Source organism: Nguyenibacter vanlangensis (assembly GCF_038719015.1).
GTDB lineage: Bacteria > Pseudomonadota > Alphaproteobacteria > Acetobacterales > Acetobacteraceae > Gluconacetobacter > Gluconacetobacter vanlangensis.
Map to the genome: position 1 here is coordinate 1090350 of NZ_CP152276.1, position 24648 is coordinate 1114997.

Sequence of the window (24648 nt, forward strand, 5' to 3'; positions counted from 1 at the left end):
TTCTTATCGCGGAGACGTCTCGACATGACGCCAGACCCGGGCGATAGCGCCGCCGGTTCCCAGCCACCCGCCGCGACGGTGGCCTTCGCCCCGGCGGTGGACGGCGCGGCCATGGCGGCTCCCGACGCGCCGCCGCGCATCACCGAATTCGGCGCCGACCAGCACGAGCACGTGGCCGGTCCGGTGGGGTTCGCGGCGCTGCTGGGCGTGCTGGGCGTGGTGTTCGGCGATATCGGCACCAGCCCGCTCTACGCCCTGCGCTCGACCATCCTGATCGTCTCGCGGCACCATATGATCGAACCGTGGGAAGTACTGGGCGTCGAAAGCCTGATCATCTGGTCGCTGTTCCTGATCGTCACCGTCAAATACGTGCTGCTGATCATGCGCGCCGACCATAATGGCGAGGGCGGCATCATCGCGCTGATGTCCCTGGCCCAGCGCGTCTCGGACAATACGCGGCTGAAACTGTTCCTTGGCATGGCCGGCATCGCCGGCGCCTGCCTGTTCTTCGGCGACGGGCTGATCACCCCCGCCATCTCGGTGCTCTCCGCCGTCGAGGGGCTCGAAGTCAGCTTCCCCGCCGCCAGCCGGCTGGTCATCCCGCTGGCCATCGTCGTGCTGATCGGCCTGTTCAGCGTGCAATCCTACGGCACCGGCCGGGTGGGGGCGATCTTCGGCCCGGTCATGCTGGTGTGGTTCAGCATGCTGGGCATCCTCGGCACGCTGGAAATCCTGCGCCATCCGGGCATCCTGTGGGCCATCTCGCCGGTCTATGCCGTGCGCTTCGTCGCCTTCCACGGCTGGCTGTCCTTCATCGCCCTGGGCGCGGTCGTGCTGTCCGTCACGGGGGCCGAGGCGCTCTATGCCGACATGGGCCATTTCGGCCGCGCGCCCATCCGCTATGCGTGGCTGTTCTGCGTGCTGCCCTGCCTGGCGCTCAACTATCTCGGCCAGGGCGCGCTGATCATCGCCAGCCCGGCGACGCTCAGCAATCCGTTCTTCCTGCTCGGCCCCGCCTGGGCGCAGATCCCGATGATCGTCCTGTCCACCCTGGCGACGGTGATCGCCAGCCAGGCCGGGATCTCGGGCGGCTTCTCCCTGTGCCGGCAGCTCATCCAGCTCGGCTACCTGCCGCGCATGCGCATCACCCACACCAACAAGATGGAAGAGGGGCAGATCTACCTGCCCGAATTCAACCGCTTCCTGATGGTCGGCGCGCTCACGCTGGTGGTGGCGTTCCGCAGTTCCGACGCCCTGGCCTCGGCCTACGGCATCGCGGTGACCGGCACCTTCATGTGTACCTGCGTGCTGGCCCTGGTGGCGTTCCGCCGCCTTTATCACTGGTCGCGCCTGGCCGCCACCTTCACCTTCGGCGGCTTCTTCGTCATGGACAGCGTGTTCTTCGCGTCCAACGCGCTCAAGATCCCGCAGGGCGGCTGGGTGCCGGTGCTGCTGGGCATCGTGCTGACCCTGATGATGACGACCTGGAAACGCGGCCGCAGCCTGATCATGAACCGGCAGAAGCTGGACAGCCTGCCGGTCAATTCCTTCCTGGCCCGCCTGCCCCAGTCGCGTACCATCCGCGTGCCCGGCACGGCGGTGTTCATGACCGCGACGCCCGAATTCGTGCCCACCTGCCTGCTGCACAACCTCAAGCACAACAAGGTGCTGCACGAGCACGTGCTGTTCGTCACCGTCCAGACGCTCGACCAGCCCGAGGCCGCGCGCGGCCACCGCGTGGCGCTGCAGCAGCTCGCGCCCGACATCTACCGGGTGATCCTGCGCTACGGCTTCATGGAAACCCCCAACCTCCCCCGCGCGCTCGAAGACCTCAAGACGAACGGCGTCGATTTCGACGCCATGCAGGCGTCCTATTTCACCAGCCGGGAATTGCTGGTCCGCTCCTCGGTGCCCAAGATGTCGCGCTGGCGGATGTCGCTGTTCCTGCTCATGGCGCGCAACGCCACCCCCGCCACCGAATTCTTCCGCATCCCGCCCGACCGGGTGGTGGAACTGGGCGTGCGGCTTGCCATCTGACGCCCCTGCCCCCGTCCCATCCGGGGGCGCCGAACCCCTGGCGCTCTACATCCACTGGCCGTTCTGCCTGGCCAAGTGCCCCTATTGCGACTTCAACAGCCATGTCCGCGACACCATCCCGCAGGCCCGCTTCGCCGCCGCCCTGCGCCGCGAACTGGCGCACGAGGCCGCGCGGCTGAACGCCGACGGGCCGCGCCGCCTGGGCTCGATCTTCTTCGGCGGTGGCACCCCCTCGCTGATGGACCCCGACACGGTGGCCGCCCTGATCGCCGACGCGCGCGCCCTCTTCCCGCCCCAGCCCGGCACCGATCCGGAAATCACGCTCGAAGCCAATCCCACCAGCGTCGAGGCCGGCCGCCTGCGCGCCTTCCGCGACGCCGGGGTCAACCGCGCCTCGCTGGGGGTGCAAAGCCTCGACGATACCGCCCTGCACCTGCTCGGGCGGCAGCATTCCTCGTCCCAGGCCGTCGCCGCGCTGGAACTGGCGCGCGGCCTGTTCGGACGCATCTCCTTCGACCTGATCTACGCGCGCCCCGGCCAGGCGCCGGCCGACTGGCGCGCCGAACTGGACCGCGCGCTCGGCCTGGCCGCCGACCATCTGTCGCTCTACCAGCTCACCATCGAACCCGGCACGCGCTTCGAGGCCCTGCACCGCCAGGGCCTGCTCGCCCTGCCGGACGAGGACACCGCCGCCGCCCTCTATCAGGACACCGCCCTCGTCGCCGCCCGGCACGGATTGCTGGCGTACGAAGTCTCCAACTATGCGCGCCCGGGTGCGGAAAGCCGCCATAACCTCACCTACTGGCGCTATGGCGACTATCTGGGCATCGGCCCCGGCGCCCATGGCCGCGTGACCCTGGACGGCGCGCTCCACGCCACAAGGCGCCACCGCGCCCCCGAACCCTGGGCCGAACGGGTCGAACGCAACGGCACCGGCCAGATGCAGGACGACGTCCTTTCTCCCCGCGACCGCGCCCGGGAAATGCTGCTGATGGGGCTGCGCCTGACCGAAGGCATCGCCCAGGACCGCTTCGCCCGCCGCACCGGCATGGCGCTGGCCCAGGCGCTCGACCCCGCGATCCTGGCCGCCGCGCGGGAAGAAGGCTATCTTTGCCTGGACGAAACGACGGACGGAACGGTGCTGCGCGCCACCGAATCGGGGCGCCTGCGACTCGAAGCCCTGCTGGGCGCGCTGGTGCTCTGATCTCCGCCCCACATAAGCAGGCCGGCCCGACAGGGCCACTCAAACAGGACCGCCAACAGGACCGCCGATGACCATCCCTTCCCTTCTCCGCAAGCGATTCTCCACCCTGGCCGGGGCCGGTCTCCTCGCCGGCGCTCTCCTCGCGGGCGCCGTTCCGGCCACCGCCGCCGCGCCCCAACTGGTCATCGAGGACAATGACTTCCTCGGCCCGGGCGGCTCCGACCAGCAATCGGTCATCCCCCTGCTGTTCAACCCGTCCGTCAGGGTGCTGGGCTTCACCGTCGTCACCGGCGACGGCTGGGAAAACCAGGAATCCGCCCATCTGCGCCGGTTCCTCGAAATCATCGGCCGGACCGACGTGCCGGTGGCCGACGGGGCGGTCTATCCGCTGATCAACAGCGTGCCGATGATGAAGCTGCGCGAACAGCAATTCGGCCTCATCCCCTGGAAGGGCGCCTGGGGCGGAATCGGCACGATCGACCACACCCCCGACACCCAGCCGCCCCTGCCGCCGCTCAAGGAAGGCGCGCCCGCCCTGCGCCCCAGCGACGAAAGCGCGGCCCTGTTCCTGATCCGCCAGGTCCATGCCCACCCGCACCAGGTGACCATCGTCGCCGCCGGGCCGCTGACCAACCTGGCGCTGGCCATCCGGATCGACCCCAGCTTCGCCGCCACGGCCAAGCAGTTGGTGTTCATGGGCGGCCTGCTCGATACCAGCATGAAATCGCTGACCGGCAACGTCGATTTCGCCTCGGACTTCAACATGATCTTCGACCCCGAGGCCGCGCACATCACCCTCACCGCGCCCTGGCCCGCCATCACCGTGGTCGGCAACGTGTCGAACGACCTGATGATGACCCGCGACTATCTCGCGCGCATCCGGCAGAAGAAGACGCCGATGACCGACTATATCGGCACCTATTACGACCCGCTGCCGATGTGGGACGAAATGGCCGCCGCGATCGCCGTCGATCCCAGCCTGGTCACCGGCGCGATCGACGCCTACATGGATATCGACATCGCCAAGGGGCCGCATTACGGCCACGCCTATGTGTGGCCCGACGCGACCGCGCCCAAGGAAATGGGCATCCGCAAGGTGCGAATCGTGCAATCGATCGATTCGAAACGCTTCCTGGACAATTTCCTCCACCAGGCCCAAAGCGACGTGCATCCGGCCCCGGCCCCGGCCCCGGCCCCGGCCCGGCACTAGGCCCGAAACGGCACGCGGCAATGCTCCACCTGGTCAAGCTGGCGGTCGGAATCGCCTCCATCGACGATCTGTCCCACCGCCAGCGCACGATGATGGACGACGCGGGCGACGGGCTGGACGGCACCCATGCCGACGGCAACCCGTGGCTGCGCACCCGCATGTTCCCCCGCCGCGCCGAGGAAATCCTCGGCGGCGGATCGCTCTATCGGGTGATCGGCGGCATGATCCTCTGCCGCCAGCGCATCGTCGCCATCCGCCCCGACCAGCGCGAGGACGGCGCCGCCTGCGCCCTGGTCGTCCTGGACCCGCTCATCGTGCCGGTCGCCCCCCGCCCGATGCGCCCGTTCCAGGGCTGGCGCTATCTCCGCCCGGCCGACGCCCCGCCCGACCTGGGCCATGGCGGCGGCGACACCGCCGCCCTGCCCGACACGCTGCGCCGCGACCTGGCCGGCCTCTGCCTCATATAGGAATATAAGACGGGCATAAGGCGGCATTCAGGGCAGCTTTTGCGCCACACACGGCAAGATTCGTCACAGTAAGCCGTAAAATCAACGCCCTGCCGCCCTCTCCGCGATTGCATCCCCGCGCACCGGCGCGCAGCATCCAGCCATGGTCCGCCCCGTGACGCCATCCGGTCCGCCCGCCCGGCCTGCCGCGCCCTCCGCGCGCGGGGGATCGCAATGGCTCGGATCATGGCGCGGATCGACGGGCCTCGTCCGGCTCTCGCTGTTCTGCGCCGTCGCCGCGCTCGCCGCCTGCGCCACCGCGCCCGGCTCGCGCTATTCCCGCTATTACGCCCGCAACGGCGCCTATCGCGCCCCCGGCCCGCCCCAGGACCCGTGGGGCCCCTATATCACCGAGGCCGCGACCCGCTTCGCGGTGCCGCAGGAGTGGGTCCGCGCGGTCATCCAGCAGGAATCGGGCGGCCACGAATATCTGGACGGCCAGCCGATCACCTCATCGGCCGGGGCGATGGGGCTGATGCAGTTGATGCCCCAGACCTATGCCGACATGCAGGACCAGAACGGACTGGGCCCCGACCCGTACGAACCGCATGACAATATCCTGGCCGGCACCGCCTATATCCGCCAGATGTACGACCGCTACGGCGCGCCCGGCTTCCTCGCCGCCTACAATGCCGGGCCGCAGCGGCTCGACGATTATCTGCAGACCGGCCGGCAGCTTCCCAACGAGACGGTGAACTACCTGGCCTCGGTCACGCCCAACCTGGGCAGCAGCGTCGCCCTCAGCGGCCCGCTGGCGGCCTACGGCGCCGACACCCAGCTCGTGTCGGCCACACCGACCCCGCTCCCCGTCGCCATGGCCGCCGCCAAGCAGCCGGCCGGGCCGCCCCTGCCGGTGGTCGTAACCCCCACGATCGCCAACCCCTCGGGCGGACAGCCGATCCAGTACGCGGCCTACGTGCCCCCCTCCCGCCCTGCATCCCGCCCCGCCGACTGCGCGCAGGATCCGAACGCCGCCTACGACCCCGACGCCCCCTGCCTGCCCACGGTCAACGGCCCACCCCAACCCCAATATCAATCCCAATATCAGCCCGGGCCCCTGCCCCCGCCCAGCCCGACACCCCAGCCGGCCGTCGCCGCTGCGCCGCCGGCGCGCACGGCGGCGCCCATCGTCCCGGCGGTCATCCGCATGCCCTCCTATCGCGGCGCCGGCCTGTCCGACGGCGTGAATTACGGCCAATGGGCGATCCAGGTCGGCGCCTTCGGGTCCGAGGGCCAGGCCCGCTTCGCCAACACCATGGCGCGCCAGGCCGCCTTCAACGCGCTGAACGGCGCGCGCAGCGTGGTGCAGCCGATTCCCTCCTTCAACGGCCATCCCGTCTACCGCGCCCGCCTCGCCGGCCTGGCGCGCGCCAGCGCCGCCTCGGCCTGCGCCACCCTGCGCACCCAGGGCCTGGACTGCATGATCGTCCGCCCCGGAAGCTGATCTATTCCGAAGCTGATCTATTCCGCCGCCTCGGCCCCGTCGCCCAACGCCGCAGGCACACGCAGCTCCGGCAGATGGATCGTCGCCTGGCGCACCAGGTTGGCGGAATGCCCGCCCAGCGACACCGCGTAATCGCCGGCCGGCACCACCCATTCCAGCCCGCCGGGATTCCATTGGCCCAGCAGATGCGCGTCGATCCCCAGCGACAGGTGCGCCTGCTGCCCCGGCGCCAGTTGCACGCTCCGCCAGCCGATCAGCCGCTTCGGCGCGTCCCCCACCCCCGCCGGCAGGTCCAGATAGATCTGCGGCACGTCGCGCCCCGCGCCGCTGCCGTCATTGGCGACGTCGAACGACACCACCAGCCGCGTGCCGTCCCGCGTCACCCGCAACCCGCCATAGGAAAACTGCGCCCGCAGCGACAGGCCGTAGCCGAAGGGGAACAACGGCGCGACATGCGCCCGGTCGAACGCCTTGTAGCACGATATCGTGAGCTGCGCCGGGGTCTGCCCCCCGGTGAAGGTCGCCGGCAGGCGACCGGCGAAATCGCGCGCGCCGGTCAGCAGCGCGGCCAGCGCGTCCTGCCCGCCGCCGCGCCAGGCCCAGGCCTGCACCACCCCGTCCACCAGGTCCAGCCACGGCATCGGCCGGTCCGGATCGTCGGACAGCAGCACCACCACCACATGGCCGCCCGCCTCCGCGATCGCCGAGATCAGCCGGTCATCCCCCGCCGCGCCCCCCGCTCCATCGGACAGGATCACCACCCGCTCGGCCTGCGCCACATCCTTCGGCAGATGCGCCGCATCCGGCGAATCGGCCGCCAGCCGCACCCCGATTCCCGCCTGGCCGATCGCGGCCGCCAGCGCCCGGGCCGCATCATGCGTGTTCCCGGCCCCCACGATCACCAGCGGATGCGCCGCGGTGCCGCCCAGCGGCAGCACGCCGTTCTCGTTCTGCAACAGCACGGCGCCCTCTCCCACCTCCTCGTCCAGCAACGGATCGCGCGGCGTCCGCGCGCCCCGTCCGGACGCAATGAAGGGCGGCGGCCGCTCGATCACCCCGGCCTGGTCCAGCGGCAGCAGGATATGGTCGGCCATCCGGTCCAGGCGCGCCGCCTGCACCGCGCCCGCGCCCACCGCCCGGCGCAACGGACCGCCATAGGGATTGGCGGCGCCCTCCGGCGCACCCACCAGATCGATCCCCTCGGCCAGCACCGCCCGCGCCGCCAGATCCTGCCCCGCCTGACCAGGCACCGCCGGCCCCGCACCCCGCCCGCCGGTCAGCGCGGCGACCAGGCCGCCGAATCGCCACCCATCGCGAATCGCATGGAAATCCAGCCCACCGCACCCCGGCTCGCCGACGCCGGGCGACCGGCAGAGGATTCCCGCCCCCCGGGCCCGGGCCACCGCCAGATACAGGCCCAGCATCCGGTCCGCCGACATCCGGCCAACCTGGCCCCCTCCAGGGGCCGCCCCCGCCGCCACGTCCTGCCCGCCGAACAGCGGCACGACATGCCCGGCCAGCAGCCCGCTCGCGACCGCCCCCATCATCCATCCGCTCAGCAGCGGGTCCTCGCCGTCCCGCGCCAGCCCGGCCGAAACCGGCCCCACGCCCTCCAGCGGCACCAGCGCATGGCCCGCCGCGCGGGCCGCGCGGGCATGGGCCAGCCCCACCCGCCGCGCCAGGCCGGTATCCCAGCCGGCCATCAGCGCCAGCGGCGACGGCAGGTCCCGCCCGTCCGGCACCGCCATCCGCAGGGCCGGCAGGCCGACGCGCGGCACGCCCGGCAGGGTGACGATGTCCGTCTCCCCATCCGGCGCCCGCCCGACCACGGCCTGCACCAGCGCCAGCTTCTCCGCCGGGGTCAGCCGCGCGGCCAGCGCCGCGACGCGCGACGGGCGATCGATCTCCCGGGCAGTCTCCTGGCCACTCCCCTGGGCACCCTCCTGGGCAACATCGCGGCCCGCACCCCAGGCCGCCGTGACCGCCAGCCCCGTCACCAATCCCGCCGCCGTCGCCCACCGCCCGATCCAACCCATCCTCGCTCCCCCGGCCGCACCGCCCCGGCCGCACACCCCGTCCGCTGTGGCGGAAACGTCGCGAAACGCCGCCGTTCGATCGGGCATCCGATAATCGCTCTTTTCAAGCCATGCGGAACCGGGAAGAAGCAATGGCGCATCGCCGTCGCGCGATTGCGATCAAACCCGGACCACACGCCGTGCCCCTGCCCCTGCTCGCCCTCGCGCTCGCCTCCTTCGGAATCGGCACGACCGAATTCGTCATCATGGGCCTGCTGCCCCAGTTGGCCACCACGCTGGACGTGTCGATTCCCGCCGCCGGCCAGCTTGTATCGGGCTATGCGCTGGGGGTGACGGTCGGCGCGCCGATCGTCGCCATCGCCACCGCGCCGCTGCGCCGCAAGACCGCCCTGCTGGTCCTGATGGCCTTGTTCATCGCCGGCAATTTCTGCTGCGCGATCGCGCCCAACTACGCGCTGCTGATGGCCGCGCGGGTGCTCACCGCCTTCTGCCACGGCGCCTTCTTCGGCACCGCCGCCGTCGTCGCGGCCGACCTGGTCCCGCGTGAGCGACGCGCCCAGGCCCTGTCGCTGGTCTTCGCCGGGCTGACCCTGGCCAACGTGTTCGGCGTCCCTTTCGGCACCGCGCTGGGCCAATGGGCGGGCTGGCGCGCCACCTTCTGGGCCGTCTGCGCGATCGGCGTCGTCGCGCTCGCGGCCATCGCCGCCCTGGTGCATGACGGCCGCGACTACGTGCCGCCGCGCATCCTGACCGAATTGCGGGTGCTCCGCCGCTTCCAGGTCCAGCTCACCATGCTGGTCTCGACCGTCTGCTCGGCCAGCCTGTTCAGCGTGTTCACCTACATCGCCCCGCTGCTGCAAACCCGCGCCGGATTGTCGCCGCACATGGTCACCGTGGCGCTGCTGCTGTTCGGGGCGGGCATCACCATCGGCAACCTGGCCGGCGGCCGCCTGGCGGACTGGAAATTGCTGCCGTCGGTCATCATGACCCTGGTCGCGTCGATCGCGGTGCTCCTGGCCTTCATCCCGGCCAGCCGGTTCCCCGCCGCGTCCATGATGACCCTCTTCCTGTGGGGGATCATCGTCTTCGCGCTGGTGCCCCCCCTGCAATACCGCGTGGTGCAGCAGGCCGCCGAGGCCCCGAACATGGCCTCCACCCTCAATCAGGGCGCGTTCAACCTGGGGAATGCGGCCGGCGCGTGGATCGGCGGCCTGGTCGTGCCCACCGCCTGGTCCTATGGCGGCCTGCCGGTCGTCGGCGCGGTCCTGGCGCTGGCCGCCCTGCTACTGACGGTCTGGGCGCATCTCGGCGAACGGCGCGCCGCCTGAAGCGGGGAAATCAAACAGAAAAAATCCCTGAATTGCGCGAAAATCAACGGGCGGCTTGGCGGGGCTGGCGGGCCGGGATATGAAGACGGCATCGAAAAACGGGACCAGGGCCATCATGACCGTCCGACTGCCATCCGCCGCCGCCTTCCATCTCGTCGCGACGCGGGGCCGCCCGCTGCTGGCGTTGGCGCTGGCTCCGCTCCTGGCCCTCGCCGCCTGCTCCTCGTCGCATCGTGACACCGGCGGCCTGGCCGCGCCGCGCAACCACCTGCTCAGCGAAGACCGCTCGGCCGGCGGCGGCGACGACCAGATCGGCAGCAGCGGCGTCAACGCCTATCTGTGGCGCGGCGCGATCGACACGCTGTCCTTCATGCCCTTCTCCTCGGCCGACGCCGTGGGCGGCGTGATCCTGACCGACTGGTACACCCCGCCGGCCACCCAGAACGAACGCTTCAAGATCACCGCCTATATCCTGTCGCGCAACCTGCGCTCGGACGCGATCCGCATCTCGGTGTTCCGCCAGGTCTTCGCCGACGGCCAATGGACCGACACGCCCGTCGCGCCCAACGTCGTCTCCGACATCACCTCCAGGATCCTGACGCGCGCGCGCCAGCTCCGCGCCGACGGCGGCAAGTAAGCCGCCCGTCCCGTTCGACCATAAGCCTCGACTATAAGATAAGGGGCCGCTCCGCCCCCGGACCACAGACATGACCGAGAATACGCCCGCCTCCTACGATTTCCGCACGGCCGAGCCGCGATGGCAAGCGGAATGGGACCGAGCGGGCGCCTTCGACGTCCCCGACGTCCCCCCCGCCGACCGCCCGAAATATTACGTGCTCGAGATGTTCCCCTACCCGTCGGGGCAGCTCCACATGGGCCATGTCCGCAACTACACGCTGGGCGACGTCGTGGCGCGCTACAAGCGCGCCCGCGGCTATTCCGTGCTCCATCCCATGGGGTGGGACGCGTTCGGCCTGCCGGCGGAAAACGCGGCGCGCGAACGCGGCGTCCATCCCCAGACCTGGACGCTGGACAATATCGCCGCGATGCGCGGCACGCTGAAGCGGCTCGGCTTCTCCTTCAACTGGGACCGCGAGATCGCCACCTGCCTGCCCGACTATTACGGCAAGCAGCAGAAGCTGTTCCTGGACATGCTGCGCGCCGGCCTGGTCGAACGCCGCGAAAGCTGGGTCAACTGGGACCCGGTGGACCATACCGTGCTGGCGAACGAACAGGTGGTCGACGGCCGCGGCTGGCGCTCGGGCGCGCTGATCGAAAAGAAGCAATTGTCGCAGTGGTTCCTGCGCATCACCAAATTCGCGCCCGAACTGCTCGACGGCCTGTCTCACCTGCCCCGCTGGCCCGAGCGCGTGCGCGCCATGCAGGAACGCTGGATCGGCCGCTCGGTCGGCGCACGGGTCCGATTCGCGCTGCACGCCCCCCCGCCGGGCTTCGATACCGACCTGGATTCGGTCGAAATCTTCACCACCCGTCCCGACACGCTGTTCGGCATGTCCTTCCTGGCGGTCGCGGCCGACCATCCCCTGGCCGCCAAGGTGGCGCAGACCAATCCCGACGCCGCCGCCTTCATCGCCGAATGCCGCCGCCTGGGCACGTCCGAGGAAGCGATCGAAACCGCCGAGAAGCGCGGCTTCGACACCGGGCTGCGCGTCGCGCACCCCTTCATGCCCGATCGCAGCTTCCCGGTCTGGATCGCCAATTTCGTGCTGATGGAATACGGCACCGGCGCAATCTTCGGCTGCCCCTCCGGCGACCAGCGCGATCTCGATTTCGCCAATAAATACAATTTGTTAGTTACACCGGTCATCCTTCCGCCGGGCGCTGAAAACACAACTTTCTCCATAACGGACAAAGCCTGGGACGGCGACGGCACCCTCATCAATTCCGGCTTCCTCGACGGCCTCGACAGCACCACCGCCAAAGCCGAAGCCATCGCCCGCCTCGAAGCCATGGGCATCGGCCGCGGCGTGGTCAATTGGCGCCTGCGCGACTGGGGCATCTCCCGCCAGCGCTACTGGGGCTGCCCGATTCCCGTCATCCACTGCCCCGCCTGCGGCGCGGTCCCGGTCCCCGACGCGCACCTGCCCGTCGTCCTGCCGGAAGACGTCACGTTCGACCGCCCCGGCAACCCGCTGGACCATCACCCGACCTGGAAACACGTCGCCTGCCCGAACTGCGGCGCCGACGCGACGCGCGAGACGGACACGTTCGATACGTTCGTCGACAGTTCGTGGTATTTCGCGCGCTTCACCGCCCCGCACGCCGCAACCCCCACGGTGCGTGGCGCCGCCGATGGCTGGCTGCCGGTCGATCAATATATCGGCGGCATCGAGCACGCGATCCTGCACCTGCTCTACGCCCGCTTCTTCACCCGCGCGATGCATGAAACCGGCCATGTCGGCCTGAACGAGCCGTTCAACGGACTGTTCACCCAGGGCATGGTGAACCACGAAAGCTATCGCGACGCCGACGGCCAATGGCTGTATCCGGACGAGGTCGAACGCACCGCCGACGGCGCAAAACGCCGCGACACCGGCGCACCCGTCACGATCGGCCGCGTCGAGAAAATGTCCAAATCCAAGCGCAACACGGTGGCGCCGGTCGCCATCATCGAACGCTTCGGCGCCGACACCGCGCGCTGGTTCGTCCTGTCCGACAGCCCGCCGGACCGCGACATGGAATGGACCGAGGCCGGCGTGTCAGGGGCCGCACGCTTCCTGCAGCGTCTGTACCGCACCGTCCGCCAGGTTGCCGAAACGGTCCCGGCGGCGAACGCCGTCATTCCCCCCTCGGCGGCAGCCGACGCATTGCGCCGCACCACCCACCGCACCATCGCCGCGGTAACCGAGGCGCTGGAAGGCTTTGCGATCAATGTCGCGGTGGCGCGCCTGCACGAGCTGACATCGGCTCTGGCCGATTCCGAACGCGCCGCGCAAGACGAAGGCATGGACCATGCCCGCCGGGAAGCCGCATGCGCGCTCTGCCTATTGACCGCGCCTATGGTCCCCCATCAGGCGGAAGAGATGCTGGCCCTGCTGGAACCCGGACTAGCACCCGCGGTCAACCGCGCCTGGCCGATCGCCGAGCCTGAATTGCTGGTGGCACGCCAGGTCACGATCGCGGTACAGATCATGGGCAAGTTACGCGGAACCGTGGACGCCGCGCCGGACGCCCCAGCCGATGACGTCATCGCGCTGGCCGAGAGCGAACCCAACGTCGCACGGCTTCTGGAAGGCAAGCGTATCGTCAAGCGTATCCATGTGCCGAACCGGATCATCAATTTCGTAGTCGCGGGCTGACCGAATGAATGGCTCCTTCCGCCTCCGCCCATCCTCCCCTTGCCGTGCAGCCCGCACGGGGGTTGTGGCTGCGGCCCTTCTCGGACTGGGCGGATGCGGGTTCCAGCCGCTTTACGGATCATCCGACACCCATCCGATGGCCGGAGGCACCATTCCTCAGAAGCTGCAGCAAGTTTATGTCGCCAGTATCCCCGAACGGTACGGGCAGGAATTACGGCTGTTCCTGCAGCAGGACATGGCCGGTGCGGAGGCAGAGAATCCCAGTCTCTACACGCTTCGCGTCAGTTCCTACGTGATGAACGAGGCCATCGACATCCACCAGGACAATACGTCCGGCCGTACGCGGGCTACCGCCCATGCACACTGGGCACTCTACACGGTCGCCCCCAGCCCAGTGCTGCTGACGCAAGGCGATGCCCAGACGGTAGACGGCGAGAACGAGACGTTCGAACAATATTTCGCCCAAAACCTGAACCAGGCGACCCTGGGGCGGCGTGTTGCCAATACGATCGCCGATCGCATTACCCAACAGGTGGCGATCTGGTTCCGCACCCACGCCCAGCCGGCGCAGCGCGTAGCGGCGCCACGCCCGGTCTATATCGATCCGACGGTCATGCCGAATTCGAACAATGACTTCCCCGCGCAATCGGTAGGCGAGGACGGCATGCCCGCAGTCGCTATCGGCCGTTCTCAGCCCAACCCATCCGGCGCATCAGACGCCGAACCGCAAAACGGGACGATCAACAGCCAGTGAAGATCGACGCCCGCTCGGTCGCACGTATCCTGCGTGAACCTGGTGCATTGCGTGCTATCCTGCTGCACGGCGACGACACCGGCCTGATCCGCGAACGCGCCCGCCAAGCAGCGACGGCTATTGCGCCACAGTTGGACGACCCGTTCCGTGTCGTTATTCTAGACCGCGATGCGCCAGAAAGGCTTGAAGAGGAAGTCTTCGCCCTGTCTCTGACCGGCGGCCGCCGCGTCATCTGGATTCGCGAAGGCGGCGATTCCCTAGCCAACCCACTGAAAACCAGCCTGTCCCAGTCGTCGGAGACGCTAGTCGTCATAGAAGCCCCCGGCCTGGCTGCACGCTCACGTCTGCGCAGCCTGATCGAAGCCCATGCGCAATGTGCCGCGATCGGCTGCTATCCCGAGGAAGGACGCGCACTGGAAGCGTCAATCCGCCAGATGCTGGTCGAGGAAGATATCCGCATCAATCCCGACGCGCTTGCATGGTTTGCCAGTCAATTGGGCCCCGACCGCGCCGCCACACGGGGAGAGGTCGAGAAGTTGGTGCTCTATGCCGGCCGAGGCGGTCAGCTTTCACTGGACGATGTTCGGGCCTGCATCGGTGACGCAGCGGGAGTCTCACTTGAGGACGCAGCCTTCGCCGCCACTGTGGGCGATCGGGCCGGCGCCGATCTAGCGATCGAGCGTGCATTGGCCGAGGGAACGAGTCCGATTGCGATTGCACGTGCTTTACTATCGCACCTGCACCGGCTGCGCCGCGCCCGCATTGCCATGGATGGCGGTCAAAGCCGCGCGGACGCCATGCGCGCTCTGCGTCCTCCCGTCTTTTTCAAGCGCACCGACGCGTTTGGCCAGGCCCTATCATTGTGGACTACCGACCGGCTGATGGAGGCCGCCATGCAAACCCAGGCCCTTGAGCGAGACTGCAAGCAAACCGGCGCACCGGATCTGACTCTCTGTCGCCGCCATATCGCCCGTCTGGCGTCGACCGCCAGGCTGCCGCGCCGCGGACGCTAATGCTTCCTACGGTCGCACGACGCTTGCCCTCACCTCATCGATCGGCTACAAAAAACCAAGTGTGTCCGCGTAGCTCAGCAGGATAGAGCACAGGATTCCTGGTTCAAATTGGGCGTCATGACGGGAAACCCCATGACGGATCCGCTCAAATTCGGGGAACGCTCTGACCGTGCGTCGTGCCAATCCCGAGCCAAGCCCGGCTTTGCCGGGACGGTGTAGAGACTGGACGGGCGGCGCCTGTCGGCCTTTGGGCCTATGGCGAAGGGACAGTCCAGACCACGAACGCCATCACCGATGGCGGCGGTGAAAGCCGAAGTGGGATGAATCCTGGGGCCGTGGGTTCGAATCCCGCCGCGGACACCACACTTTCTTCAAAGTGTTCTGCTGTTATTTGCTTTTTGATGCCGGCATCGCGCCTTAGTGTTACCGTTTCTCGGCGCAAAAAAGCCGGTGATCGAGGCGTTTCTCCGTGGACACACAGGACGGAAGCTGTTTTGGTCAAATCAAGTGTGACGACGGCAACGCCTCTGAGGTATTTATGGCGGTGAGTTGGAGAGTTGGCTGACGCCATGAACATTCAAAAAAAAAACAACGTCTGCTCGCCGGTCCGACTGTTTGACAATCCCTGGCTCGAACGACTGACTTTCATTTCGTTTACGACTTTCCTGGCCGTATGGTTGCCGATCGTGTTGACGGTCTGCATCGGCGCAATATGGCATGCACGCTCCATGTCGTCGTTTATCGCGCTCGGCCTTCTCGGGCTGATGACATGGTTTTTGTTCGAATATTGCGTGCATCGTTTTCTTTTTCATTTCAAAGCCAGAACTCCAAAAGGAAAAACGTTCATATTCCTAGTGCATGGCAACCACCACGCCCAACCGAACCACCCATTGCGAAGCCTGATGCCCTTCGGCGCCTCGCTTCCCCTGGCCGTGGTCCTTGGAGCGCTGGTCGTCGGAGTTGCCGGTCTGGAACACGGGCTCGATTTCCTGTCAGGTTTCCTGGCGGGCTATGTCTGTTATGACGTAACGCACTACGCGTGCCATCATTTCAAGGCTCAGAACAAGATCTTCATGATGATCAAGCGTCATCATTTGCTTCATCATTATCAAGACCCAGACATGAATCACGCGATTTCTCTGCCCATTCTGGATAAGATATTCCTCACGCTTCATAAAAATAAATAGAAACTACGACGCAACGCCATAAGCCCACACATTGATGACCACGCACGTCGACCCCGATTGTCTCATATGGCTCGACGGACGCAATTATGGCCGAAAAGGCGGAACCGGTGTTGCGACATACGCCACGGCGCTTGCCGACGCTCTTGTCGCGATGAACATGCCCCCGTCCATCCTGCTGGAACAGGAAGAACCTGCCCGCTCTTCCGGGCGTACGACGCCCCTGCCCCTTCTGCGGGCACTCCACGCACGACCGACCGTGCGGCGCCTCGGTCCCACGTCGCTGCTCAGCCGTGATCTATATCGAAGCGCCCATGTCCATTTCGGATTGCGCCGCCGTTTCATGCCACTGCGCACGCCACATCCACCGCGAATGATCCATTGGACCTATCCCCTTCCTCTGCATTTGGAGGGGACCCTGAACATAACCACCATCCACGACCTGATCCCTCTCACTCATCCGCACCTGACCGGCATCGACTCCAAGCGCTTCCGGCGGCTGATCAACGAAGCCGTCATACGGGCGGATGCGATCATTACGGTTTCGGAAACCGTCAGGCGGCAAATCATCGAACGGCTGGGCACCCCTCCCGACAAGATCACAAATCTGTCCCAGCCCGTGGAATTTTCGACAGATCAATTGACCGAAATCGCCGGGGTCCCCCCGATCGCCGCGGACGGGGCGTTCATCTTTGTCGGACGCATTGAGGCGCGCAAGAATATCGACCGCCTGCTGAAGGCACATGCTCGGTCGAGAACACGCACGCCACTCATCCTGATCGGGCCCGATGGGGATGACGCTCCGGACCTGTCATCCCGTGCTCCGACAAGCACCGTCATTCGTATTCCATGGATCGACCGGATCGGTCTGCTGCGCACGCTCATGGGGGCCAAGGCTCTTCTGTTCCCGTCCCTTGCGGAGGGCTTCGGCCTTCCTATCCTCGAAGCGATGGCGCTTGGCACGCCCGTCATGACGTCGCGGGGCGGAGCAACGGAGGAAATCGGAGGCGATGCCGCGCTGCTGGTCGATCCGTATGATATCGATGCCATGGCGGACGCAATCGCGCGGCTGGATACGCCCACGAAAGACGGCGACCTGCCGCGGTCCCTGATCGTCAAGGGACATGCACGCCGCAGAGCGTTCTCTCGAGAGAATTTCCGCAACGCGCTCGGCACATTTTATCGGCAAATCGGCTTCGATCGCGATGCAGGCCAATGAATTATTGATCAAACATGAGCCGTTTCGTCAGGCCATTCTACCCATCACCAAATCCAAGATCAGACGATGCAGTTCCGCCGGGGTCAGCGCCTGTTCGCAAGGCTGCGCGCGGCGGCAATCCCCTCCGGAGCGCAGGACGACATACGGGGTGCCGCGCTCTTCGCCCGGAGAGAGCATTCCCCGGATAGACGGCCGGTGATCCCCAAAGAAAACCAGCAGATAGCTGCGCCCCGTCTTGTCCAATGCCGTCCGCAGTTCGTCCAGCATCCGGTCGCTGTTCGCAAGATGGCCAAGATAGGACGCCAGCGATTCACGCGCGCTGCGTCCCGGCCACGGTCCATGATTTTCCATCGTGACGGCATAGAAGAAAGACGGTTCCGTGGCCGTCTCAACAAGATGGCTGAGGTAAGCCGCCACCGCCCGATCCTCGGGATAGGGCATGGCCGGGGACGCCACGTGGGGAAACGCCTCTCGGCCGGCGACCTGAGAAAAGCCGATCCACGGCATGAGCCGGTCGCGGCGATAGAACGAGAGCGCGTGAGGGTGCACGAAAAACGTCCGATAGCCCGCTCTGCCCAATCTATAAGGGAGAGCATATGTACGATCCCGCACTGCCGTCAGAAACGGATCATAACGGCGGAAACCCAATTCTTCTTCCGACCGCCCGAACAGCAATCCATATTCGGTTCGCATCGTATAGGCGCCGAAGCCGCTGACCAGGAGGTCCCCCTGGAAATCCGCATCGCGCCGTGCCCGCTCAAGCCCCGGTAACCGCATCGCCCGATCGACCGCCGGGATCGGCAACCTGGTTGGATCCGCAAAGGATTCACACTGGACGACCACCACGATCTCTGTCGATGGTCGCTGCCCATGGTCCGCATCGCCGTGTTTCCGGTCACCGAGCGGCGGCATGTCGGCCTGCCCCAGCCAGCGTCGCCAATAAAGAAACAGTGTCGCCGGCAATCCCATGCGCACGATATCGGCCCTGAGATCAGGGATCGGCGCAAGCTTCTCCTCGGGGATCAGGGCCAGCGCGACCACGGAGAGCAGGAAGACCGCCAGCCCCTCCAGATGCGGCCGAAGCGCAAGGTTGACGGCACGGACCAACAGTGCCGCGCCGACCGGCAGGGCCAGCAGAAAACCCAGCTTTAAATAGCCGGGCAGAGCGAAGACGTAGAATTGGGGCGCCTTCAGCAGGTTCAATCCCGCGACGATATCGGAGAAGACCACGGGCTCGCCCAACAGCGCAACCTTGATCCTTGAACCGACCCGAACCGCGACGAGCAGCAGAATGCTGACGGCGCTTCCGACCGAGGATGCCCCCGTTACCGCAAGTCCGGCCGACCAGAATACCGCGCAGATCAGGCAATCGATGATCAGCCGCCAAACCAAGAAGCGTCCCGCCCTCATGCGGGTCCCGAACAGCTCCACGAAACAGAATACGACGGCGGTACAAAAAAAAGCCAATGCCATCAGATCATATCCACGAAGTCGACGTAACGAAATTCTTGCATTTTTATTTTTCTGCGATGACTGCCATACATAAAATTGTCCTATAATAATTCCGGTCGCAGGTCGACTGACGGGCCGGGGCTTGCATTCGTGGCGGCTTGGGCCGATCCTGATTCGAATATGACCCGCACGGCGCAAAGCGAAAAACGATGATCCCCCTTCCGTCCGGGGCGAACATGGCGTTGTCAGTCCTCTATCCGCGCGAAGGCTTTCTCCGTGCGCCGCCTTTCACGGCGAACGTGCCTCCGCTCTCAGTGCCCTGTCACACGGGCCCCGAAGCCGATTCGGTCGGCGTCGTGCCGCCGGAGCTTGCCACGACGATCTGCCAGGCCCGGATCGGCGGCAGTTTCTGGGCCCCTCGCCCTTCATTCGGCCGCCCGATCATCCTGGCACTGTGTTCCCACGTCTCAGCGCAAGCCGCAGAACCGTTCGTAAGCGGCCTTATGCGCCGCTTCCCGGCGCAGGCACTCCTGCTGGTGACCGCGGCGGCCAACTATGGCGCGCGCCGTCTTGCGCGACGGACCGGCATCGCCGAAATCCTGCTACCCGCCGACCCGCACGGCCTTCTGGATCACGCGGAAGAAATCCATCAACTGGGTCCGGGGGATATCGCCCTCCTCGGCGCGCTGCGCGGGCTGCCCACCCGCTGGTATGCACGCCCCCAGGATACGGACGGGCATGTCCTGACCGGCCAAGACATCCGAACGGGCCTTGCCCAAGCCTATCGCTATGTCGACCCCTTCACCGGCACGCCGGCAACTCTGGCGGCGACGATCGATCTTCTGCTGCTTTGGAAAGATATTCTGACCCAGAATCGGAAGATCGCCCTGTGCGGCGGCATGTCGCTATGGAAACGCCGGCGGATGGCCCGCTTCTTTTCGTCCGCGCCCGGGCATCCGCCATTCGGCAACCATGTTTCCTCCGCCGTCAGGGCGTCTCTCGCCCATGGTAGCACGCAAGCGATCGCGGCCTGGGCCACGCGTATTCCACATCGGCTGGAAACCACGATCCGCCGCGAGAAAGTGCCCCTTTGGCGCGTCGAGGACGGGTTTATCCGTTCGGTGGGGTTGGGCAGCGATCTCAGAACGCCCGCTTCAATCATCCTGGATAAGAGCGGCATCTATTACGACCCGCGTCAGCCCAGCGATCTCGAGCATATCCTGGCCACCACACGGTTCGACGATCGGATCCGGCAGCGCGCGCGAACGATCATCGACCGCCTGGTTCGGGACGGAATATCGAAATACGAGCGTAGCGCGGGTGACGATTCTCGCCCCGATTGGCCGGCGCAAACTGGCCGCACGGTGATTCTGGTGCCGGGCCAGGTCGCCGACGATCTGTCGGTCCGCTGCGGCGGCGGCGAGATCCAGGGGAACCTAGCGCTGCTTCAAGCCGTTCGGGAACGCAGTCCCGCCGCATTCGTCATTTACCGACCGCATCCGGATGTCGATGCCGGACATAGGGAGGGACGACTGGACGACTCCGTCATTCGCCGATATGCCGACTATGTCAGCCGCGGGGGAGCGATCACCGCGACCATGAGTCATGTCGATGAAGTCCATACGCTGACGTCGCTTGCCGGTTTCGAAGCCCTGCTGCGCGGGATCAGGGTTGTCACCTATGGCGTTCCCTTCTATTCCGGCTGGGGGCTGACGATCGACGAGGGGATGATTCCCACCCGGCGGGATAGGACGCTGACAATCGAGGAACTCGCTGCGGGCACCCTGTTGATCTACCCGCGCTATCTGGACCCGGTGACGGAACTGCCGTGCCCCTTGGAGACGTTGCTTTCTCGTCTCGGTGACGAAAAATTGTGGAGGCCGACCCTGCTGATGCGCGTACGCCGGTTGCAGGGACGCATGAAAACGCTGATTGCCGCGGGCCGACGGCACCAAGCATATAAAAATCAAGGATCGGAACGGCCGGCATGATGATATCGCGATCGACATCCGGCAAAGGCACGCCACGCCGCTTTCTGCTGCTTCAGGGCCTGATGGGGCCGCTGTTCCGCCGGATCGGCATTGCTCTGCGGGCAGCGGGACACGAAGTCTATAAAATAAATTTCAATGGCGGGGACAAGCTGTTCTGGCGCCTCGGCGGCGATATCGATTATCGCGGCGACCTCAGCCGCTGGCCAGATTTCGTGGCGCAGGCCATCCACCGCCACAACATTACCGACGTGCTGTTGTTCGGCGATTGCCGTCCCCTGCACCGCGCGGCCATCGCCGTCTGCAGCAGGCTGCATATTCCCGCCCATGTCTTTGAAGAAGGATATATCCGCCCGGACTGGGTTACCCTGGAACTCGGGGGAGTGAACGGGCATTCCACCCTGCCGCGCGACCCCGACTGGTATCGCACGCAGGCAGCCTTCCTGCCGCCGGCCCCCGTCAACAATCCGGTGCCGTCATCCTTCCGCCGCCGCGCATCCGAGGCGGTTGCCTATAACGCGGCCGATATTCTGTCCCGCTGGTATTTCCGTCACTGGAACGACTATCGTCCCTGGCATCCCTGGCGCGAGGGAATCAGTTGGCTGCGCCGCCTGTGCCGGCGTGACGCCGCCCAGGCCCGCACGGCCGAAACGATCGCGGAAATCGATCGTTCGGGACGGCCCCATATGTTGTTTCCGCTTCAGTTGGACGCGGATGCGCAGGTGCGCCTGCATTCGCCGTTTCGCAACATGGAAGAGGCTATCCGAGAGGTCATCGGCAGCTTCGCGGCGCATGCGCCGGCGGGTCTGTGGCTGCTGGTCAAGGAGCATCCGCTGGATAACGGGATGCGCGACTGGCGTGCGCTGGTAACCGACCTCGCGGCCCGTGCCGAGGTTGGCGACCGGGTGCGCTATCTCGAAACGGGCGACATCGCGCTGCTGGTCCGGCCGGCCAAGGGCGTGGTCACGATCAACAGCACGACCGGCACCCTGGCTCTGGCGTCGAACGTTCCCGTCATCACCCTTGGCGAAGCGGTCTATGACATACGCGGCGTGACCCATCAGGGCAGTCTGGCAGAATTCTGGAACAATCCTGAACAGCCGGACGCGGCGACCTTCGCCGCGTTCTGCCGCGTTCTGATCGATCGATGCCTGATAGCCGGCGGATTCTTCTCGGAAAAGGCGTTGTCCACCGTGGTCGCGGGCGCCGTCGAGCGGATCGAGCGGGCCGCATACCGCACGCGCGCCGAAGGCCTCCCCAGCGCCGTCCCGCTGGAATCGGAAACGGCCCGCATCGAACGCGTCGTCATTCGCGGCGCCGGCTGAGCGCGTACCGGATCGTTGCACGCCATGCTTCCCATCTTTCTGGATGTCTCGCGCCTCCTGTCCCGCGCCGGGGCGTCCGTTCCTACGGGCATCGACCGGGTCGAAATCGAGTACGCCACCTTTCTGCTGTACGCCTATCCGCAGCAGACGCATTTCGTCGCCTATCACCCCATCGCCGGCCTCTCCCATCTTCCATTCCAGCGTACCGCTTCATTCGTGCGGGACCTGGCGAATATCTGGCAGCATGGCGCGTCCCAGGCCGCTTCCATGATCTGGCGGGCCCGCCGCCTGCTGCATCGCGCGCCGCTGGAGCGGCGGCCGGGGCCGGCCGGCGGGGTCTATCTTTTACTGTCTCACCATCATTTGATACAGACCGGCGCCATCGAACGGTTCATCGCCCGGTCCGGACTGCGTTTCGTGCCGATGGTCCACGACCTGATCCCGATAGAATTTCCCGAATACGCGCGGCCCCGCGAACCGGCGCGCCACACAAGGCGCATCCGCACGGTCGCGCGCCTGGCCGACGGCGTCATCGTTCCGTCGGCCTATGTCCGGGACGGGCTGCGGCCCTTCATGACGGAACAAGGCAACGACCGGCCGATCGAGATCATCCCTCATGGCTTGCATATCCATGTCGCCGCACAACCGGCCGCCGCCACGGCGTCTCGAGACGATCCGCCTTATTTCGTCTGTCTCGGGACCATCGAGCCCAGGAAAAACCATCTTCTGCTGCTCAATATCTGGCGCCGCCTTGCCGAGACGCATGGAACGCGCGCGCCGAAACTGATCCTGATCGGCAAGCGCGGCTGGGAAAACGAAAATATCATCGACATGCTGGAACGCTGCCCCGCCCTGCAGAATCTGGTTGAAGAGCACGGTTCGGCGTCGGACCGCGACGTCGCAACATATCTTTCGCGCGCGCGCGCGCTCCTTCTCCCGTCCTTTACCGAGGGGTACGGTCTTCCGCTCGTCGAGGCCCTGGCACTGGGCGTGCCGTGCATCTGCTCGGACGTCCCCGTGTTCCGTGAAGTCGCCGGCGACAGCGCGACCTATATCGATCCTATCGACGGACCAGGCTGGCAGGCCGAGATCGAACGCAGGAGTTTCGAACGTCCTGCCCTCGGATCGTCCCCTCCTCCGCCCGAACGCATCAGCCGCAACTGGCATGATCAAGCGGCCCGGGGCGTCGCCTTCGCCCTCGACATCGCCGCGGGGCAGAGCGATCACCACGCCCGCGTCGCACTATCTCCTACGCGATTTCCCCCGCTTGTACGGGTTGCTGACCCGGTTTAACTTTGCGAAATTGATATGTGATGGTTAGCACCCCTATTCGCGTCGGTATCGACGGCTTCAACCTGGCCCTGCCGCGCGGCACGGGTGTCGCGACCTATGCCCGCACGCTCAGCCGCTGCCTCACGGGTATGGGGCATAAGGTCGATGTTCTGTACGGCATGAACATCACGCACCGTATGTCGACCGACTTGCGAGAGGTCATCTTCTTCGACTCGCTGGGCCAGGAGGTCCCGACCAGGCGCACCAAGCTTTTCTCGTCCCGGTGGTGGCGGGAACGCCGGGGCGATCTGGCCGGCTATGACGCCGTGCCGATTCCGCTTTCCGGTCGGGTCGACGCGCGCGGCTTTACTGCGCGCATGCCGGCCCATGACCGCCTGCTTAACGTTCCCGAATTGTTCCACAGGGCTGCGCTACATTACCGGTACGCGCGCCGCTTCACGACGGTACGAATACCGGATCCACCGGCCATCATGCATTGGACCTATCCGCTGCCCATTCGCGTCACGGGCGCGCTCAATATCTACACGATGCATGATCTAGTTCCCTTGCGCCTGCCCCATACGACTCTCGACAACAAGAGCTATTACTTCCGGCTCATTAAAGATCTCTGTATCCAGGCGGACGGCATCTGCACCGTATCGGAGGCATCCAAATCCGATATTATCGATTTCTTCCCGCAGGCCGCGCCGAAAATTCACAATACCTACCAATCGATCGCCCCGGGCCATGAGATCCTCGAAAAGGCCGAAACCGAGATCGCCCGGGAAATTCACGGTGCGTTCGGCCTGGAGATGGACTCCTATTTCCTCTTCTTCGGTTCGTTCGAGCCGAAGAAAAATATCGGCCGTGTCATCGAAGGCTTCCTTGAATCCAAAAGCAGCCGCCGCCTGGTTCTGGTCGGGGCCATGGCATGGAAATCCGAGCAGGAACTGCGCTTTCTGGAACGCGGCATCCAGTTGGGCCGTATCGTCAAGATCGACTATCTGCCCGAAAGCCTGCTGGGCGCGCTGATCCGCGGCGCGCGGGCCGTCCTGTTTCCCTCCCTCAGCGAGGGATTCGGCCTGCCCGTCCTGGAAGCGATGGCTTTCGGCACGGCGGTCCTGACCTCGCGCGAAGGGGCGCCGCGCGAAGTCGCAGGCGAGGACGCGCTTCTGGTCGATCCGTACGATACGGCTGCCATAACCGACGGAATCGACCGGCTGGATCGCAACGATGCGCTGTGCACCAGGCTGGCGGCAGCCGGACCAAGCCGCGCAGCCCTATACGATATGGACCACTATGCGCGCCGGCTGGGAACGATGTATGACACCGTCCTGAAGGCGGCCAAGCGGTGAC

18 protein-coding genes are annotated in these 24648 nt (G+C 66.2%); 16 read left to right on the forward strand and 2 right to left on the reverse strand.

Translation table 11 applies throughout. The features are described 5' to 3' along the window. Positions 1–24 precede the first annotated feature (24 nt). From AAC691_RS04990 to AAC691_RS05010, 5 genes are all read left to right on the forward strand, one after another. Positions 25–2037 carry a potassium transporter Kup gene (locus tag AAC691_RS04990; RefSeq protein WP_342629159.1) on the forward strand — a complete coding sequence of 671 codons (2013 nt, stop codon included), beginning with the start codon at positions 25–27 and terminating at the stop codon, positions 2035–2037. Further along, complete coding sequence (gene hemW / locus AAC691_RS04995) at positions 2027–3241, forward strand: radical SAM family heme chaperone HemW (RefSeq protein ID WP_342629160.1); 1215 nt, start codon at positions 2027–2029, stop codon at positions 3239–3241. The genes AAC691_RS04990 and hemW overlap by 11 nt, the downstream gene beginning before the upstream one ends. 67 nt (positions 3242–3308) lie before the next feature. Further along, positions 3309–4451, forward strand: a complete 1143-nt coding sequence (locus AAC691_RS05000) for a nucleoside hydrolase (protein ID WP_342629161.1) — start codon at positions 3309–3311, stop codon at positions 4449–4451. Between the two features lie 20 nt (positions 4452–4471). Next, positions 4472–4918: a DUF1489 domain-containing protein gene (locus AAC691_RS05005; RefSeq protein WP_342629162.1), complete on the forward strand. Its 447-nt coding sequence runs from the start codon at positions 4472–4474 to the stop codon at positions 4916–4918. A gap of 142 nt (positions 4919–5060) precedes the next feature. After that, a complete protein-coding gene (locus AAC691_RS05010) occupies positions 5061–6401 on the forward strand; it encodes a lytic transglycosylase domain-containing protein (protein WP_342629163.1) in 1341 nt (446 codons plus the stop codon). Between the two features lie 17 nt (positions 6402–6418). Here the strand turns inward: AAC691_RS05010 and AAC691_RS05015 are convergent, their stop codons facing one another. Further along, entirely contained in the window at positions 6419–8524 is a 2106-nt protein-coding gene (locus tag AAC691_RS05015; RefSeq protein WP_342629164.1) for a glycoside hydrolase family 3 C-terminal domain-containing protein, read from the reverse strand. Between the two features lie 44 nt (positions 8525–8568). Between AAC691_RS05015 and AAC691_RS05020 the strand changes: the two genes are divergently transcribed. The 7 genes from AAC691_RS05020 to AAC691_RS05050 all read left to right on the forward strand — a co-directional run bounded on the left by AAC691_RS05020 (position 8569) and on the right by AAC691_RS05050 (position 17255). Further along, positions 8569–9765 (forward strand): MFS transporter, encoded by a 1197-nt coding sequence (locus tag AAC691_RS05020; RefSeq protein WP_342629165.1) that lies wholly within the window; start codon positions 8569–8571, stop codon positions 9763–9765. Positions 9766–9880: 115 nt separating this feature from the next. Next, positions 9881–10402: a DUF3576 domain-containing protein gene (locus tag AAC691_RS05025; RefSeq protein ID WP_323991436.1), complete on the forward strand. Its 522-nt coding sequence runs from the start codon at positions 9881–9883 to the stop codon at positions 10400–10402. A gap of 70 nt (positions 10403–10472) precedes the next feature. Beyond that, entirely contained in the window at positions 10473–13085 is a 2613-nt protein-coding gene (leuS, locus tag AAC691_RS05030) for a leucine--tRNA ligase (protein ID WP_342629166.1), read from the forward strand. A gap of 136 nt (positions 13086–13221) precedes the next feature. After that, a complete protein-coding gene (locus tag AAC691_RS05035) occupies positions 13222–13839 on the forward strand; it encodes a hypothetical protein (RefSeq protein ID WP_246285278.1) in 618 nt (205 codons plus the stop codon). After that, positions 13836–14852 (forward strand): DNA polymerase III subunit delta, encoded by a 1017-nt coding sequence (gene holA, locus AAC691_RS05040; protein ID WP_342629167.1) that lies wholly within the window; start codon positions 13836–13838, stop codon positions 14850–14852. Before AAC691_RS05035 ends, holA begins: the two co-directional genes overlap by 4 nt. Before the next feature lie 557 nt (positions 14853–15409). Then, entirely contained in the window at positions 15410–16039 is a 630-nt protein-coding gene (locus tag AAC691_RS05045; protein ID WP_323991440.1) for a sterol desaturase family protein, read from the forward strand. A gap of 34 nt (positions 16040–16073) precedes the next feature. Next, positions 16074–17255: a glycosyltransferase family 1 protein gene (locus AAC691_RS05050; RefSeq protein ID WP_342629168.1), complete on the forward strand. Its 1182-nt coding sequence runs from the start codon at positions 16074–16076 to the stop codon at positions 17253–17255. Between the two features lie 27 nt (positions 17256–17282). Here AAC691_RS05050 and AAC691_RS05055 read toward each other — a convergent pair whose 3' ends face one another. Continuing rightward, positions 17283–18905, reverse strand: a complete 1623-nt coding sequence (locus tag AAC691_RS05055) for an LTA synthase family protein (RefSeq protein ID WP_342629169.1) — start codon at positions 18903–18905, stop codon at positions 17283–17285. A gap of 38 nt (positions 18906–18943) precedes the next feature. Here AAC691_RS05055 and AAC691_RS05060 point away from each other — a divergent pair, with 38 nt between their 5' ends. Genes AAC691_RS05060 through AAC691_RS05075 form a run of 4 tightly spaced genes read left to right on the forward strand, consistent with a single transcriptional unit; the run spans position 18944 to position 24647 of the window. After that, the gene (locus AAC691_RS05060; protein ID WP_342629170.1) at positions 18944–20698 is read left to right on the forward strand and encodes a beta-3-deoxy-D-manno-oct-2-ulosonic acid transferase; all 1755 of its coding nucleotides are present in this window, start codon (positions 18944–18946) and stop codon (positions 20696–20698) included. After that, entirely contained in the window at positions 20695–22020 is a 1326-nt protein-coding gene (locus tag AAC691_RS05065; protein ID WP_342629171.1) for a capsular biosynthesis protein, read from the forward strand. The genes AAC691_RS05060 and AAC691_RS05065 overlap by 4 nt, the downstream gene beginning before the upstream one ends. 24 nt (positions 22021–22044) lie before the next feature. Next, on the forward strand, positions 22045–23313 hold the full coding sequence (locus tag AAC691_RS05070) for a glycosyltransferase family 1 protein (protein WP_342629172.1): 1269 nt from the start codon (positions 22045–22047) through the stop codon (positions 23311–23313). 20 nt (positions 23314–23333) lie between these two features. Beyond that, positions 23334–24647 carry a glycosyltransferase family 1 protein gene (locus AAC691_RS05075; RefSeq protein ID WP_342629173.1) on the forward strand — a complete coding sequence of 438 codons (1314 nt, stop codon included), beginning with the start codon at positions 23334–23336 and terminating at the stop codon, positions 24645–24647. Position 24648: the final 1 nt, after the last annotated feature.

Bases quoted from the DNA above. Each gene is read 5' to 3' on its own strand.
- AAC691_RS04990 (WP_342629159.1), top strand. From the start codon at position 25: ATGACGCCAGACCCGGGCGATAGCGCCGCCGGTTCCCAGCCACCCGCC.
- AAC691_RS05000 (WP_342629161.1), top strand. From the start codon at position 3,309: ATGACCATCCCTTCCCTTCTCCGCAAGCGATTCTCCACCCTGGCCGGG.
- AAC691_RS05005 (WP_342629162.1), top strand. From the start codon at position 4,472: ATGCTCCACCTGGTCAAGCTGGCGGTCGGAATCGCCTCCATCGACGAT.
- AAC691_RS05010 (WP_342629163.1), top strand. From the start codon at position 5,061: ATGGTCCGCCCCGTGACGCCATCCGGTCCGCCCGCCCGGCCTGCCGCG.
- AAC691_RS05015 (WP_342629164.1), bottom strand. From the start codon at position 8,524: ATGCCCGATCGAACGGCGGCGTTTCGCGACGTTTCCGCCACAGCGGAC.
- AAC691_RS05020 (WP_342629165.1), top strand. From the start codon at position 8,569: ATGGCGCATCGCCGTCGCGCGATTGCGATCAAACCCGGACCACACGCC.
- AAC691_RS05025 (WP_323991436.1), top strand. From the start codon at position 9,881: ATGACCGTCCGACTGCCATCCGCCGCCGCCTTCCATCTCGTCGCGACG.
- leuS (WP_342629166.1), top strand. From the start codon at position 10,473: ATGACCGAGAATACGCCCGCCTCCTACGATTTCCGCACGGCCGAGCCG.
- AAC691_RS05035 (WP_246285278.1), top strand. From the start codon at position 13,222: ATGGCCGGAGGCACCATTCCTCAGAAGCTGCAGCAAGTTTATGTCGCC.
- AAC691_RS05050 (WP_342629168.1), top strand. From the start codon at position 16,074: ATGACCACGCACGTCGACCCCGATTGTCTCATATGGCTCGACGGACGC.
- AAC691_RS05060 (WP_342629170.1), top strand. From the start codon at position 18,944: ATGGCGTTGTCAGTCCTCTATCCGCGCGAAGGCTTTCTCCGTGCGCCG.
- AAC691_RS05065 (WP_342629171.1), top strand. From the start codon at position 20,695: ATGATGATATCGCGATCGACATCCGGCAAAGGCACGCCACGCCGCTTT.
- AAC691_RS05070 (WP_342629172.1), top strand. From the start codon at position 22,045: ATGCTTCCCATCTTTCTGGATGTCTCGCGCCTCCTGTCCCGCGCCGGG.
- AAC691_RS05075 (WP_342629173.1), top strand. From the start codon at position 23,334: ATGGTTAGCACCCCTATTCGCGTCGGTATCGACGGCTTCAACCTGGCC.